At 43.7% G+C, this 17042-nt stretch carries 9 protein-coding genes; 7 read left to right on the top strand and 2 right to left on the bottom strand.

The genetic code is table 11. The features are described 5' to 3' along the window. The first annotated feature begins 354 nt into the window (after positions 1–354). Together MKY41_RS10395 and MKY41_RS10390 are read left to right on the top strand one after the other, a co-directional pair. On the top strand, positions 355–3411 hold the full coding sequence (locus MKY41_RS10395) for a YhgE/Pip domain-containing protein (RefSeq protein ID WP_340744941.1): 3057 nt from the start codon (positions 355–357) through the stop codon (positions 3409–3411). Positions 3412–3479: 68 nt separating this feature from the next. Next, positions 3480–4061, top strand: a complete 582-nt coding sequence (locus MKY41_RS10390; protein WP_340744940.1) for a TetR/AcrR family transcriptional regulator — start codon at positions 3480–3482, stop codon at positions 4059–4061. A gap of 85 nt (positions 4062–4146) precedes the next feature. Here the strand turns inward: MKY41_RS10390 and MKY41_RS10385 are convergent, their stop codons facing one another. Next, the gene (locus MKY41_RS10385; protein ID WP_340744939.1) at positions 4147–4761 is read right to left on the bottom strand and encodes a TetR/AcrR family transcriptional regulator; all 615 of its coding nucleotides are present in this window, start codon (positions 4759–4761) and stop codon (positions 4147–4149) included. Positions 4762–5832: 1071 nt separating this feature from the next. Here MKY41_RS10385 and MKY41_RS10380 point away from each other — a divergent pair. Then, entirely contained in the window at positions 5833–7281 is a 1449-nt protein-coding gene (locus tag MKY41_RS10380) for an efflux RND transporter periplasmic adaptor subunit (protein ID WP_340744938.1), read from the top strand. A 3-nt stretch (positions 7282–7284) separates the two neighbouring features. After that, on the top strand, positions 7285–10407 hold the full coding sequence (locus MKY41_RS10375; RefSeq protein WP_340744937.1) for an efflux RND transporter permease subunit: 3123 nt from the start codon (positions 7285–7287) through the stop codon (positions 10405–10407). Between the two features lie 374 nt (positions 10408–10781). On the opposite strand, the gene MKY41_RS10370 is transcribed toward MKY41_RS10375, so the two are convergent. Next, positions 10782–11939, bottom strand: coding sequence for a tyramine oxidase subunit B (locus MKY41_RS10370; protein WP_340744936.1), 1158 nt, complete (start codon positions 11937–11939; stop codon positions 10782–10784). 245 nt (positions 11940–12184) lie between these two features. Here MKY41_RS10370 and MKY41_RS10365 point away from each other — a divergent pair, with 245 nt between their 5' ends. From MKY41_RS10365 to MKY41_RS10355, 3 genes are all read left to right on the top strand, one after another. Then, positions 12185–13039, top strand: a complete 855-nt coding sequence (locus MKY41_RS10365; RefSeq protein ID WP_340744935.1) for a MurR/RpiR family transcriptional regulator — start codon at positions 12185–12187, stop codon at positions 13037–13039. 206 nt (positions 13040–13245) lie between these two features. Next, the gene (locus tag MKY41_RS10360) at positions 13246–15336 is read left to right on the top strand and encodes a hydantoinase/oxoprolinase family protein (protein ID WP_340744934.1); all 2091 of its coding nucleotides are present in this window, start codon (positions 13246–13248) and stop codon (positions 15334–15336) included. Beyond that, on the top strand, positions 15317–17041 hold the full coding sequence (locus MKY41_RS10355; protein WP_340744933.1) for a hydantoinase B/oxoprolinase family protein: 1725 nt from the start codon (positions 15317–15319) through the stop codon (positions 17039–17041). The genes MKY41_RS10360 and MKY41_RS10355 overlap by 20 nt, the downstream gene beginning before the upstream one ends. Position 17042 lies beyond the last annotated feature (1 nt).

Genomic DNA, 17042 nt, shown 5'->3' with positions numbered 1-17042 from the left:
TTGAAATGAGCTGATGGACGAGGAACTCTCCATCCACTAGTTTTACAAGCGCCACTGTCCTGAATTTCTTCGTGACAGTGGCGTCTGGTCGGTAAATTTCGCCACAGAACTGACTCACTTCTCTTTCGGTTGCTCTCGAAAAACACCAGTAACCGCACCGGCGTTCACACCCATTTTCCATTCCTATAGAAACATACTTTTTAAATGAAATCCTTTCAAATCTGTCTAAATGACCAATTTAGTTTTTCGTTCACTTTTTAGTTTACAACTATAATAAACTTCTTTATGATAGAGTAATATACTAATATAATTTTAAATCATGATTAGGGATTGCCTAAAGTGAGGTTTATTAAGATGAAAAACATTTTCAACATCGTGAAAATTGATTTTCGGAATATCTCAAGGAACAAGGCCGCATTGATTGTCATCGCTGCGGTCGCTTTTTTGCCCTCGCTGTACGCGTGGCTGAATATTCTCGCTTCCTGGGACCCTTATTCCAACACGAAAGGCGTCAATGTCGCGGTTGTAAGCGAGGACCAGGGGACGGAAGTGCAAGGGCAGAAATTCAACGTCGGTGATGAAGTGATTGTCTCGTTGACAAAGAATGATAATTTAGGATGGCAGTTCGTTCCGAAAGAGGATGCGATCAAAGGGGTCCGGCATGGAGATTATTATGCCGCTATCATTATTCCGGAAGATTTTTCGGAAAAATTGAGTAGCGTAACGACGGATGAAATCACGAAGCCCCAACTAGAATACTATATCAATGAAAAAATCAATGCCATTTCTCCGAAAGTGGCGAAGTCGGGTGCTTCCGCGGTCATGGAAAACATCCAAAGCTCCTTTGTGGAAGAGACGAACAAGACCGTTTTGGAAATATTCAATTCGCTTGGGCTCGAACTGGAAAATAACATGGGCAATATCGATAAGCTCCGGGATACGATTTATCAGTTGGAGGCAGGTATGCCGGAGATTTATGCGCAGCTGCAACTCGCCGATCAAGGTTTGGATCTTGCAGAGAAATCAATCGACAGAGTGGGGGACACGCTCGATGAAGCGGATGTCGTCCATTCGAAGGCTAAAAAACTCAACGGGCAATTGCTTGATCGGTTGAAGGAGAGCGAGCAGGCAGCAGATAGGGCGGTCGCGGGAATCGAGGAAAATTTGCGGGAGGCCCAGACAGTATTCCGGAAAATTCCGCAGTTTACGAGCGAGGCGGCGGGGAAAGGAGCGGACCTGGATCGGCTCATTTCTTCACTGGAAGACAAGCAAGCGAAGCTCGATGATACATCCGACCGTCTGCAGACAATATATGACTTCCTAAAAAAACAAGATAAAAACTTGAAAGACTCGACTAAGATTGACGGGGTGCAAAAGTCGCTGGATGAAAACGTGGCGGACCTCCAGCAACTGAAATCGAATCTGCAATCGATGATCCGGGATTTGGAACGGGGAGAGCATCCCGCTGTGGAGCTTGTCCAACAGTCGCAAGAGCTTTCCGATAGATTGTCGGAAAATGCGGGGCAACTACAGAAGAATTATGAAACCGTCGTCCGTCCGCAAGTCGGGAAGCTGATTGAGCAACTGACGGACCTCTCAACTGGGATGGCTGGTCGGTTGGATCAAGTTAGCAAAGTGAATGGAACCGCGTTGGAAGCCGTGAAGCGTCTAAACGATAAACGGGATTCCATCGATTGGAGTTCCAAGAAGGAAGAAATCGACCGCATGGCGGGGCAGGTGAATGACAGCCTGAACAGAGTGGAAACGATTGTCAAGCTGTTGGAAGTTGCCGGGAAAGTTACGAGCAGCGACCGTCTTGCCAGCATGGAAGAGAAGATCAAATCGCTGCAAAGTTCTTTGGAGAAAACGAACGAAATCTTAACTACCATTCAAAAGGCGATTGAAAATGGAGAGAATCCGAGCTTAAATTTGCTGGATGATTTACAACTGCAACTCGAATCGTCCCATTCCAAAATCGAGGAACTGAAGAAGAAGTTCGGCATGGACGGCAAGCTCGCTCTGGATCAAGCAGCGAAACGACTAGAAGATATTGACAAGGATATGCGCCAGAAATACGAGGAGCTGCAACAGTCAAAAGCGAATGTGGACGGCAAGCTGGAGTCCTTGTTGGATTCCGCCCAAAATCCTGTTAGGTCAATCGGTGCCTTGGAAAAAGTTGTGGACCGGGTCGACCGTGGTTTGAGTACGGTTGATTCCATCCAAGGGGGGCTACGGGATATCCAGAAGTTTGTCGACTCGGACACGATTTCCGACCAGGTGGAGCGGATTAAAGTCTTGCAGGCAGACTTACAAAAAGCGAACGCCTCAATCGACGATGTCATTGGCCGCATAGAAGAGGCGAAAGTGAACGGCAAAAAGCGGCTGAACGACATCGACCACCTGGCGGAAAGGATGGATCGGTCCCTCGAAGATATGATTACTTTTGTAAGTGGCGACTTTGCCCGCCAGTATAAAACGGTCATGCGGGACGCCACGACGGCCTTGTATGACGTATCGGACGTGTTGGACGATGTGAACGCCAAAATCCCGAAAGTGCAGGATGCCCTTCAAAAGGTGGCGAAAGGGGTGGACGAAGGGAAAGAAAAACTCGCAATGGCGAATGAAATTTTCCCAGAAGCGAATGAAACGGTCAATACACTGGCCGAAAAAATACGGAGATTGGAAGAGGACGGGGATCTCGACAAGCTGCTCCATGTGCTCAACACGGATCCGACGGGCGTCAGCGATTTCCTAGCATCCCCTGTCGTGTTGGATGAACACGCCTTGTACCCGATTCCGAACTACGGATCCGCCATGAACCCGTTCTATACGACGCTTTCCTTATGGGTCGGGGCGCTATTGCTCGTCTCCACGCTCAAAGTGGATATCGATGAGAAGAGGTTGTACAAGAGCTATGAAACATACGCGGGCCGTCTGATCACGTTCATGGGTCTCGGTATGGTGCAAGCCTTAATCGTGACGGTCGGCAACTTATTCATCATGCATACGTATGTCGTCAACAAGCTGCCATATGTCCTGTTTGGCGTATTGATCAGCGCTGTTTTCGTCTCCATTGTTTATACACTTGTCTCCGTATTCGGAAATACAGGGAAAGTGCTGGCTATCATTCTCATGGTCATGCAGCTCGGAGGATCGGGCGGGACCTTCCCGATCCAGATGGCGCCGCCGTTCTTCCAAAGTATCCATGCGTTTCTCCCGTTCACGCACGCCATCACCCTATTAAGGGAAGCAATCGGCGGCATCATTTGGGAAATCGCTTGGAAGCAAATTCTCTACTTGTTTATCTATTTCCTGCTCGCCCTTATCGCGGGAGTCGGCTTGAAGAAGTTCTTCAATAAGTCGAGTGACAAATTCATGGAGAAGGCGAAGGAAAGCAAGATTGTGATTTGAGTGTGGAGGATACCTGCTTTCTGTGCGAGCCTGATCGTTTCTAGTTAACTAAAGATGGAGGTGAGTGGATGGACCGGAAAGATGAAATTGTACAAGCCGCCGAAAAATCGTTTTCCCTGTTCGGCTACAAAGCGACAACAATGGACCAAATCGCTAAGATCGCGAACGTCGGGAAAGGGACGATCTACACATTCTTTTCTAATAAGGAAGAACTGTTCCAAACCATTGTATGGCAGATGGTAGAAGAGATGAAACACGCCTCCGACCAATGCGCCGTGGAGGGCGCCTCCTTTGAAGAAAAGGCTCACGCCCGGATTATGGAACTACTCAAATTCCGGGAGACTCATAAATTGTATATAAAACTGATTGAAGAAGAAAACGAGCTTCGCACACTCGCCGTCAGCGAGATGCTGCAATCGGTGGAGAAAGAGATCCTCCGATTCATCCAAAGCAAAATTGAACGCGGCATTGTTAGTGGGGAGCTTAAGCCTTGCGACAGCAAATTGGTCGCGTTCTTGCTCTACAAATCTTACATGGCACTAGTCATCGACTGGAATAAAACTCACGATCGTCAGTTGGGAGAAGAGGAGATCGCGCAGCTATTAAGCCAGACGGTATTCTCGGGTTTGATGGGGACGTTATGTAACTAGCGTTAGGTGCTGCACCCGAACAATTACCTAGAAACAAGAAAAATCCCTTCAGGCAAGGAGCCTAAGGGATTTTTTCATGAACTGGTCAATTCCTAGCCAATCCTTTTTTAAGCAAATTAATTTCAGTTTTATGGTTTTGTAAGGATTCTTCGAAGGTTAATTCCAATGCGAAATTTTGGATAAGATTTTGTATCGTGACAGAATCGATTATTTTAAGAACATGAAATAATTCCCGTTCCTCTGTAATGTTCAGTTTCTTTTGGTCAATATAGCGTATCATTTCGGGCCGTCGATTTATAAATTTTTCTAAGTCCTCATTATTAGTCATGGATTTCACTATTTTATGATTCATGTTCAAGAAAGCATTTTCTATAAATACCCGATGCTCTTGGTTTTGAAAGGCTTGCAACATGAACTTATATATCTGAATCGTTGCCTCAAATAAATCTCCGTCATTTTCTTGTAAAAGGGAAATGTACTTCGCCTCGTTTTGTTCGGTGTACTTTTCCAAAAGATAGAAGAATAGATCTTCTTTATCTTCAAAGTACTGATAGAAACTTCCCCGGGCGATGCCCGCATGTTTGACAATGTTGGAAATGGTGGCTTCGTGTAAGGGAGCTCTGGAAAACTCTGTCATCGCAGCATCGATTAACATTTCTTGCTTATCTATAGGTAAATTAAAAAAAGTTTGCTTAGGCATGTGTATCCTCCTAGCTATTCACAAGTGACAACTTGTCATAAATGAGTGTAGCCCAATCATAGATAATAAGTGGGGACAAGTCAACATAGGCTGTGACAGAGCGTCCTGCATCGACCGGGTTTAATTAGGATAAAAAGAACTTTAGTACATGAATGGAAATGGAACTAGTCTATTAACTTGAAAGATTTATGCCACACTGCCTATTATGGATTGACATATGACAATGCGTCACTTATGATGAGGCCATGTCAAATTGTGACACGTTGTCATTCCTTGAAAGAAGAGGTTGGATAGTAGGATAAAAAATCGATTATCCTTTTTGCTTACAAAATGGCGTAGATACCAGACTATAAAACGGCGAATCTGTAAATTGTTATTTCTTTAACGTCCATTTTGATTTTATGATATCTACTACTTATACACTTAGTTCAATCTATCAGACTCGCGCCCTAGAAGTAGCTACAACGAAAGATTGTTGTTTTGTTTGGACTGCGAGTATAAGATGATGAAAGAAGCACAGAATAATCCGATTGTTAATCCGCAGTATAGCTGGGAGGAGAAGAACAGAAGGAGTTTCAATAGATAAAATCCATAGAAATTGTTTGCGACGTCTAGTAGTTTTGAATTTTGTCATAGGATAATAGAAATATAAGTTAGCAAGTTGCTATAATAGAAAAGATGTAGGGTACCGTGGAATCTGGAAGGGTTTGATGGTGCAAATAAAGGTATAAAGCAGTTGCGAATATTTCCATCCAACAATTTACTATGACGTGGCAGACCGGGTATCAAACGCGATTTGTGACGCAAAACGTGAATGGCACGATGCGCGGTTTGCTTTTCCGTGTGGTGCTAGCCGATTGGCCCAAGCGGGATTGTCCTTTAGTTAGCAAAAAGGATCATACTTTTCATAGATAAAAGAAGTAGAATTTCTGGAGACCGCGCGATTTACTATCCGTTCGAACCAGTCACCGAAAGAGAAAAAGTGATCAGAAGAGGGGAACCAGTGCTAGTGATAGCCAGTGGCCCCTATTCAGTTGCGCGCAAATTATCAAAGGGGGATTCAAGTTAAAGATGAAAAGGAAGAATAATAGAAAAATAGCAGGTCTTCTGTCTGGTGTAGCTGTTATGGCTATCATGGCTGGATGTAGTAAGGGGGAGGCCTCGGGGGAAGAAGTAATCGTCGCAAAAGAAATACCGGTCGAGGTCGCAGAAGTCTCATACGGTTCCTTAAGTGATAGCAATCGATTAACCGGTACTATTATCCCTGAAACAGAAGTGGATGTTGTTCCAAAAGCTCCCGGTGAAATCAAGCAGATCATGGTGCAAAAGGGAGACATTGTGAAGGTCGGCGATGTTTTGGCTAGGTTGGATGATTCAGCTGAACGAAACGCGGTTCAGCAACAACAGGTTGCTTTAAAACAAGCGCAAAGCGGTTTGAAGAGTGCTCAAAGCGGATTAAGCAATGCGCAGAGCGGAAAGTCAAAAGCGGCAAAAAGCTATGAACAAGCACAAGCATCTGTGAGACAAGTGGAAGCATCCTTAGCAGAAGCACGTAAATCTTTGGATGATAACTTGGATAATATTGAATTCCAAATAAAGAATGCAAAACTTGCATGGGATCAAGCGAAACAAAACTTGGAGCGGATGGAAGTATTACTTACCGAGGGGCTCATTTCTCAACAAAACTACGATGACGCCAGCAATGGTGAACAAAATGCGAGAAATGCTTATGAACAAGTGGAGTTAAATAAAAGTCAAGTGGACAGCAGTATCAGTTTACAATCATTAGAGGCCTCTTTAGACCAGTCTAAAATCGGAGCCAGTATTGCGCAATCATCAATTCAAGATGCGGATATTGGAATTAGACAAGCCCAAGCAGCGGTAGAGCAAGCTCAGGCGTCGGTAGAGCAAGCGCAGCTGGCGGTCGATTCGGCTCGTGAACGATTGGCGGATAAAGTAATTGTTGCGACTGCCTCCGGGGAAATTACACAGGTGTCGGGTGAAGTAGGGGCCATGGCGTCCGGCCAGCAAGCATTCGCATCCATTGTGTCGATCGATAAGGTAAAAGTGAGTGTTAATATTTTACCAGACCAATTGTCCGTTTTTAAACCGGGTACAACGATCGAGGTAGAAGTGAACGGAATGAAAGAAGCATTTACAGGAACCGTTTCCTACGTTTCGGCAGTGGGGACAGGCTCCGGTTTGTTTACAGTGGAAGCGGTAATTGACAACTCGAATCACGTCATTCGTCCTGGAATGGTCGCCACCATCATAGTGGATGAAATATTGGCGTCCAATACGACGCTTGTTCCAACGAACGCAGTGATCCAGAAGGAAGGGGAATCGGTCGTCTTTACGGTCGTTGATGGAAAATCGGTTCTTAAAGAAGTGGAAGTCATTCGGTATGGCACCGATACAACTGCTGTAACTGGTGATTTAAGTGAAAGCGAAGAAGTGGTAGTTAAAGGTCAAAACCTCCTGAATGATGGAGATTCCGTGAAAATCATGAAGGAGGACTAAGCGTTGAAACTGATTAAAGGTTCAATAAATCGTCCTGTCGGCGTCATCATGGTTGTCGTGCTGGCGCTGGTCTTGGGCGTAATCTCAGTGAGAAACTTAGCAGTAGATTTATTTCCGAAAATGGATTTGCCCATTGCGGTTGTTGTTACAAGCTATCCAGGTGCCGCCTCGCAGGAAATTGAAGAATTGGTTAGTAAACCGATAGAATCTGCTGTTGGAACACTGGAAGGGATCGATACGATCCAATCCATTTCACAGCCAAATTCATCGATGGTGATTTTGCAGTTTGATTATGGAACAGATATTAAAACAACCTTAAATGATATGAGGGAGAAGCTGGATCCTGTACGAGCCCAATTGCCAGATGATGCGAATTCGCCATTGGTCATGCGTCTCGATCCTCAAGCGATCCCGATTCAGACAATTAGTTTAACCGGTGCAGACTTAAGTGAATTACAAGTCATTGCTGAAAATGAAATCCAACCGGAATTTGAGCGGGCGCCTGGAATTGCATCTGCTAATATCACGGGTGGTCTGAAAAGAGAAATTCAGGTCAATTTAGACATTGGAAAGCTGCAAAACTTTGGGCTTTCGGGTTCCCAAGTTGTCCAAGCATTAGGGGCGGAGAACCGTTCCATTTCAGCGGGGACCGTTGAGCGAGGCGGCGAAGACGTTCAAGTACGGATTGATGGAGAATATACTTCCGTCCAAGATATTATGAACACCCAAATCGGCTTAGCCGGCGGGGAAATGATTAAAGTGAGTGATGTCGCCGAGGTCATTGATACATTTGAAGACCAGACGACCATCTCTCGGGTTAATGGAGAAGATACGCTGACATTCTCCATTATGAAACAATCGGATGCCAATACAATCAGTGCCGCTGATGAGGTCAATCGAATCATTGATAAGTTAAATCCGAAGTTGGCAGAACGCGGTTTGAAACTGACAACGACATTGGATACATCCGTATTCATTTCACAATCGATCAACTCGGTCATGGTGAATATGATTGTGGGATTTGCGTTGGCGATGATTGTCTTGCAGCTATTCTTGCGCAGTATTCGGACAACGTTGGTAATCGGACTGACCATGCCGTTATCCCTTCTCACGACTTTTACATTAATGTATTTGACGGGAGAAAGTATTAACACCATCTCAATGGGTGGATTGGCCATCGGGATTGGATTAATGATTGATAGTGCGATCGTTATTCTTGAGAACATCTTTAAGAAGCGGACGGAAGGAATGCCGATCAAAGAAGCGGCAGTAGCAGGGGCTACTGAATTAGCACCCTCGGTTATTGCAGCGACATTAACGACTGCGGCGATTTTCGTACCAATGCTATTCATTAGCGGACTTGCCGCACAGATGATCCGCCCATTGGCCTTAACAGTTGTCTTTGCTGTATCGGCCGCATTGATTGGTGCCATCACATTCCTTCCGATGATATCTTCCAAATTTCTTGGAAACGTATCTGCCTCTTTTGAGGAGCAGGGGAGCAAAGGATGGTTCAATAAGCTGCTGAACAAGCTTACCAATAGTTATGTGAAGTTATTGGAAAAGGCGTTAAGAGCTCGAAAAAGAACAATCGGTATCGTTGTGGCTACTGTAGTGGGAAGTTTGCTCCTTGTTCCGTTTATCGGATTTGTGTTAATGCCGTCATCTGACGGAGGAGAAATGCAAATCAATGTGGAACTGCAACCAGGTACACAATTGGCGAAAACCGAGGAAACGGTTCAAGATATCAGTGAACGCCTTGCCAAATATGACGATATTATCGAAATGACGACCGTGACAATCGGTGGTAGCTCGATGGGCATTGGGGGAGGAAGCTCGGAATTTGCGAGTTTTGCCCTAAAGTTTGTCAAAGCAAGTGAACGGGATTTATCGACAACGGAGCTAGTTGGAGAAGTCGACACATTACTAGGCGATATTCCGGGTGCTAAAATCACTGTACAAGAAAGTGACCAAGGAATGGGGACAGGATCTCCGATTCAAGTTGAAATATCGGGCGATGACCTTGATATCTTAAGCGATTTATCGCAACAAGTTGTTTGGATTCTTCAAGATATAGATGGTACGCTCAACATCGAAAGTACGGCTGGGGAAGGCCGTCCAGAAGTTCAAATCATTGTAAATCGGGAAGTGGCCAGTCAGTATGGACTCTCCTATCAACAGGTCATGAGCGGTGTCAGCATGGCATTCAGTGGACAAGTCGCCACGAAGTATAAAGAAGATGGCGATGAGTTTGACGTTCGAGTAGCCTTCCCGAAAGAAAGCACACAAACGATTCGTGATTTGGAAACCTTCGTCATACAAAATAGTCAAGGGGTACATGTTCCAATCACAGCAGTCGCGGAACTGAAGCAAGTTCAAGGTCCAACTGAAATCAATCGGAAGAACCAAAAACGACAAGTGAATGTCACGAGTGATGTAATCGGCCGTTCCGCAGTCGAAGTCTCTCAAGACCTGAATGCGCAGTTGAATCAACTTGCACTGCCAGAAGGGTATGAAGTAAGTACGGGCGGGGAAGCGGAAGAGATTGCTAAAGAATTTACATCTCTTGGTATAGCACTAGTACTTGGAATTATACTCGTGTATATGGTAATGGCATTCCAATTCGAATCATTCACCCACCCATTTGTCATCATGTTCTCTTTACCGACTATGGTAATCGGTGCAATGATCGGATTGTTTGTCACCAATATCCCTTTAAGTGTGACGGGCATGATGGGGATTATCATGTTGGCTGCCATTGTGTTGAATAACGGGATTATCCTTGTGGACTATACGAATATTTTACGATCGAGAGGAATGGACCGAACCGAGGCGCTCATTGAATCAGGGCGTAGCCGACTCCGTCCAATCCTAATGACATCTGTTTCAACCATCTTCACAATGATACCGGTAGCCCTCGCATTTGGTGAGGGAGCGGAAGCGAACCAGCCAATGGCCGTAGTTGTAGTATTCGGTCTAGCCGCTTCAACGGTATTAACCCTCGTCTTCGTGCCGGTTATGTATGTAGTCATCGATAATTTGGCGGAAAAGACCAAGAATCTATTTAGCGGGAAAAAATCGAAGAAGCTTGAAGAGGATGTCGTTCTTGAGGGGAAGAGTGAGTAATGGCGCTACGTAAGGTTTATGATTAATCAGTAAAACTGTGACTGCCTGGAAATGTGTTGCCTTTTGGCATTGCGATTTTTAATTAGAAATGGAAAAGCTCTACAGGATTTTCCTGTGGAGCTTTTTACTGTTCCTATAAATGTATTCTCACATGAACGAAGCTCGCAGATCCAGTTGATTTGTGACTCTTGGTAGTGGATATTGTTCGTTTGCGAGGTCCCCACCTCTATACTGATTTAAGTGAATGGCAAATGTTCCTTTTACGAATCCTAAAATTGGATAAAGCGATAGGGCAGACCAACATTCACAGCTGTCTCCGGGAAGCGTCAAAAAAATCAGAAGTATATTATTATCCCACGCTAATTTACCAGGTTTTATGCCCAGTGTGGAGTATCCCAAAGTTTTAATGGTTGGCCAAGCGATTTCTCTTTTGCTTTTTTATACAATTCATATCCCCATGCGATGTCTTCAGTAGGTAAGCCGCCAGTCACGAAAATAATTGTTTCGTCTTCGCTCTTTCGGAGAGGCGTCTTGTTGTACACTAAATCTCCTAGACTTGCAATTCGAGAAGCATCCACTTTTTTATCATGAATAAGTTTCAGTAGATCTCCGGTAGGTGCCCAGCTCGTGATGCTATCTATTCCGTCGGGATGTTCCAATCCATCACGATACCACGCTTCGTGCATTTTCCAATTATCTGCGACTATGGTGTTGTTTTGATAGAAAGAATCCGATAATTGAGCTGTTCCGGTAAGAGTGATAAGGCACCCTTTTTTCACCCATTCATCTTTGATTTCCGGTTTTTTTGCTCCGGAAGTGGCAATGGTGACGATATCTGAATCGCGGATGCATTCTTCCATAGAGGATACAGCTTTAAACTTACAGTCCAAGTCCTTTTCCATTTCCTCGATGAACTCTTTACTGCGCTCCTGATTGATATCGAACACTTTAATCTCTTCTATAGAAGGAACCGCATACTGTATAGCTGCCACGCATGCTTTGTTGATAACACCTGTTCCCACGACTGCTAAGGTTTTTGAGTTTTCCCGTGCTAAGTATCTGCTGGCTACACCAGGAACTGCCCCGGTTCTCATCGCGCTAATTAAATTTCCCGACATAAATGCTAATGGTTTACCGGTATCCACCTCATTTAAAGTTACCGTAAGAATCGAGCGAGGAAGGCCTTTTTCTCTGTTGTTAATATTTGAGCCATACCATTTTTCACCGGCTATATTAAAGTCATCTCCCAAATAGGAAATGAGTGACATGAACCTCCGATCAGGTCCGGCAACTGGCATATTATCAAATCTTTTTTCCTTCGGGAACCATAACATCATCCCATGATGATTTTCGTTAGGCCCCCCCATTAAATAATCACCTTTTCCTAAGACGTGGAACATTTTATCGATAACTTCCACACAGTGATCCATCTCTAAAACTCCTGCTTCAATTAAATCCGGCTCCGACAGGAATAACAGTTCTACAGCTGTGTCCTTGGCATCTGTTGCGACTGAATTCATCGTTAATGTCATCGTATTCTCTCCTTATTTATTAGTATAATTGAAAAATTTAAATCATTGGGATAACATTAACATATGGATTGGAGTTAGTAAACCTTTTTTATTCAAAAAAGGATTAAAAATTCCTTGGGTATTTCAAAGTGAATTTTCTCTTTAGTAGATGGTCAACAGTATCACTATCGATACTTACAATTACAAGAGAATTTGCCTTATAATGAATAAAGAGACTATGTGGAGATGTCGGGGGAGGCTTGAAAATGGGAGAGGAAAATGTACTAAGCAAAATCATTAAAATGAAAAACAATCTTCCTAAAAAACAAAAGGTATTCTGTGAATATGTACTTGAAAATTATCGGGATCTTGGCTTAGATTCAGTAGCTGAAATAGCGAAAAAGGCGGCTGTTGGGACGACAACTGTATTGCGAACCATTCAAAATTTAGGCTATGACAGTCTAGGTGAATTTAAAAAGGATATTCACAAAATTGCAATGGAGTCAAAGATTCCAAAATGGTGGGATTTTGAAGAGTCTCAGCAAGAATTATCAAGTGAAGAGATGAAAATTGAAAAAGTATGGAAAGAGATAAATCTGGTGCAGAGCGTGACGCTGGACAAACGTTTGATCAACAGCATCCAGGAAGCGGCGAAATTGATTCAACAATCAGATGTGACACATGTATTTGGATTACGAACAGCGAGGGTAGCTGCTCTATATTTTGAGAATACAATCAACCAGTTTTCTTACAAAGTAAACCAACTTAGCTATGAACCTCACTTTATAATGGATCGCCTTTATCATATAAAGAAAGGGGATCTGTTGGTTTTCATCGCACTTTCCCCATTTACTCAGTTAACGTATCAAGCCGTTAAATATTGTGCGGAATTGGGTCATCCTATTGTGCTTATTACAGATGATATGAATAACTCCTTGATACCGCTAGCAAATGTGACACTGTATACGATCCGAAAAGAAGGGCATTTTACGTTAGTTCCGACCATTTCTTTAATAGAGACTATTACTGTTGTGTTAGGATGGCACCTTGCAGAGGATTCCATGCTTTCATTGGAGGAAATAGGTAAACTTCTCATAGAAAAAGGGATTATGACTACTTAGCATTTTTAGTTGGCAGCGCAAACCAGTATAGGGGTTTGCGCTTTTATTATGACAAAACCAGTTTTTATAGCAGAAAGGATTTTTTGTTTCATTTTTTAAATAAAAAGGTTTACTTGGTCCAAAACTGATGTTATATTATTTATTAAATTGAGATAATTTAATTAATACTATTTTGTATTAGAGAAATTTAAAGGGAGGTAATTAGATTGAGTTTAAGAATTGGCGTCGATACAGGCGGGACTTTCACTGATGTAGCTCTAATTTTAGAGGAGACTGGCGAAACATTTATTACGAAAGTGCCTTCTACTCCAGAAAATAGCTCTATTGGTGTTTTGAATGGTGTTAAGCAGATTATGGCGGAAACGAATAATTCATATCACGATCTGTCCTTTTTTATCCATGGTTCGACAGTTGCTACCAATACATTGCTGGAGAAAAAAGGGGCAAAAACCGTTTTGCTGACCACGAAAGGTTTTAAAGATGTCTTGCAAATTGGTCGACAGACAAGACCCAAGCTATATGATTTCCGGGCACGGCGTTCAGAACCACTTATTCCAAGGAATTTAAGATGGGAAGTAGAGGAGCGAGTCAATGCACAAGGGGAGGTTGTAAAACCAATCCAAGAGCAAGAGATTATCGGCCTTGCGGAAGAACTAAAAAAAGTCGGCGCCGAATCGGTGGTCATCTGTTTTATCAACTCTTTCTTGAATCCTGAAAATGAAATTTTAGTGAAGCAGATTCTTTCAAAGCATTTGACAGACGTTTCGATAACTTTATCATATGAAGTTTTGCCGGAAATCAAAGAATACGAGAGAACTAGCACGGTAGCTGTCAATGGATATGTTATGCCTAAGATGAAATTCTATTTACAATATCTGGAGAAGGAATTAAAAACACTTGAGATATCCAGTGATCTCTATATTATGCAATCGAATGGCGGAGTGATTAGTACCGATAAGGCTGTTGAAATGCCGGTTCGTACGGTACTTTCTGGACCGGCAGGTGGTGTTATTGCAGCAGGAAATGTTGCTGACATGACCGGACATGGCAATCTGATTACCATCGATATGGGAGGTACGAGTCTCGACACAGCTTTGATAGCGAATGGAAAGCCGCAGTACACTACCACTAGCAAAATAGAAGATTACCCAATTCATGTGCCAATGGTTGAAATGCACACCATCGGTTCAGGAGGCGGAAGCATTGCGTGGATTGATTCCGGAGGAGCATTGCGGGTAGGGCCTCACAGCGCCGGGGCAGATCCTGGACCCGTATGTTACGGAAAAGGAGGGACCGAGCCGACAGTCAGCGATGCGAATGTCATTCTTGGCCGGATTAATCCGGATTCCATTTTAGGTGGACGGATGAAGATGGACATTGAACGGGCTCGCGAAGTAATCCAGGAAAAGATTGCTAATCCCCTGGGCATCACGGTGGAAGAGGCTGCTGAAGGTATTTTGAAAGTAGTGAATGCCAATATGGTTAGGGGTATTCGAGTTATATCCGTTGAAAAAGGGCATGATTCGCGGGACTTCTCTCTTTTGGCATTTGGAGGAGCCGGTCCGCTTCATGCCGGTGATATTGCCAATGAATTGGGCTGCAAAAATATTATTATCCCACCAAACCCCGGCATTATGTGCGCGACAGGTATGTTGATGGCAGATGTCCGTCATGATTATGTGCAATCCTTGATTTCTGTAATTTCGGCACTTCAGCTTGATGACGCCAACAAGAGGATTATGGAATTGAAGAACCAAGCTTTCACCGACTTGACGAGAGAAGGGTTCCATAGCGAAATAATAGATTATAATGTCAGCTTGGACTTGCGCTATCGTAATCAGGCGTACGAATTAAATATTCCTTTAAGCGGAATGGTTGTGAATGAGGGAGCACTGCAACAAGCCATCAAAGACTTCCATATCACCCACGAAAAAGTATATGGCTTTAATCGTTTGGAAGAGGACTTGGAAGTCGTTAATATTCGGCTGATTGCATTTGGACGTATTAATAAGCCGAAACAGCAAGAGTTATCTGGATCGGTTCATCAAAACCCGTTGCCAATAGCCGAGCGGGATGTGTTTTTCCAAGGGGATTTTTATCCTACAGCAGTTTATCAAAGAGAGGATCTTCATGTCGGATTTGTCCTCCATGGGCCAGCCATCATTGAGCAATTGGATTCCACCATTGTTATTCATCCTAATCAGCAAATCCAAGTGGATGAATACAACAATTTATTGATTCAAAATAGCACACAAGGGATGAAGGAGGTCATGAAGCGTGAAACAGCCAAATATTGATGGCATCACTTTAGAGGTCATGAAAAATGCTTTCTATTCAATTGCCGAGGAAATGGGCGTCGCGCTAATCAGAACGGCATTATCAACGAATATAAAAGACCGAGTAGATTGTTCTACTGCAATTTATACGAAACATGGTGAATTGGTAGCGCAGGCTGAACATGTCCCTCTGCATTTGGGACTTATGCCATCCGTAGTACAAGAAGTGCTAAAAATGTACCCTGAAGATGAATTAAATGAAGGTGATGCGATTTTAATCAATGATCCATATATTAGCGGTTCCCATTTGCCCGACATTTTTATGATTAGCCCTATTTTTTATAAAGGGGAGTTAATTGCGTTGGCAGCTAATATTGCTCACCATGTTGATGTGGGCGGATTGACGCCGGGAAGCATGTCTGTCAAAGCTACGGAGATTTTCCAGGAAGGCTTGCGCTTGCCAGCGATTCGAGTAAGGAAAGGTGGACAGTTGGATCGGGAAGTCATACGGCTTTTAGAGAAGAATGTAAGAACTGGTGAGGAAGTACTGGGTGATATTTATGCTCAATTGGCTGCCAACAGTATTGCGGAAAAACGGCTAATTGAACTGGTTGAAAAGTATTCAACCGACCATATTTATTTCTGTATGCAGGAAATTATGGATTATTCCGATCGTCGAATGCGGGCCGCGATCCAAGAAGTGAAAGAAGGAACGTATCAATTTGAGGACATATTGGAAGGAGACGGAATTACAGAAGATCCGATCTTGATTAAAGTACAGATTTCAGTGAAGGGAGACGAAATTGTCGTTGATTTCACGGGCTCGGATAAGCAAGCGAGAGGTCCGGTCAACTCCACTCATGGAGTAACAAGCGCTTGTGTCTTTTATGCCGTGAAGTCTTTGCTCGAACCGGATGTTCCACCTAACGCGGGCACGTACCGGAGCATACAAATTGTTGCTCCGAAAGGGTCTATTGTCAATCCGGAATTTCCTGCTCCCGTGTCGAACGCCAATTCAAATACATCTCAACGGATTGCGGACGCCATTTTCGGCGCCTTGGCAGACGTCTTGCCAGAACAGTCGATGGCGGCATGTTCAGGGACTATGAATGGTTTTTCTATTGGTGGTTTAAACCATGACACCCATAAATACTTTTCCTATGTAGAAACCTACGGAGGTGGCCAAGGTGGACTATCCGATATGGACGGACTAGACGGGGTCCATACGAATATGACAAATACTCTAAATACCCCAGTTGAGGTCATTGAGCAGTCTTTCCCACTAATCGTCAATCAATATGGCCTTGTTGAAGGCAGCGGCGGACCTGGAAAGCATCGTGGAGGTCTGGGACTGATGAGGGAACTTGTGCTCTTGGGAGATGAATTTACTGTAACTTTAATGTCAGATAGACAAAACAACCAACCATGGGGGCTATTTGGCGGAAAAGGAGGAGCTACATCTTCTTGTACATTAATCAACCCCGAAGGAGAAGCCGTTGAATTGGGCTCAAAAGTGACAATGCCAGTTCAACAAAACAGCACAATCCGACTACAGACTGCTGGAGGAGGCGGGTACGGGTCTCCGTTTAATCGTAAACCACAATTAGTACTGCAAGATGTTATACTGGGCAACTTGAATAGGGAACAGGCGAAAGAGCAATATGGAGTTGCCATCGATGAAAATTTGACGATTGATGAGGTGCAAACAGCCACATTAAGAAACTAAA

Source organism: Sporosarcina sp. FSL W7-1349, from assembly GCF_038003045.1.
In the GTDB taxonomy this organism is placed as follows: Bacteria; Bacillota; Bacilli; order Bacillales_A; family Planococcaceae; genus Sporosarcina.
The sequence above is the reverse complement of the archived record's forward strand: the minus strand, read 5'-3'. Positions and strand labels throughout refer to the sequence as shown.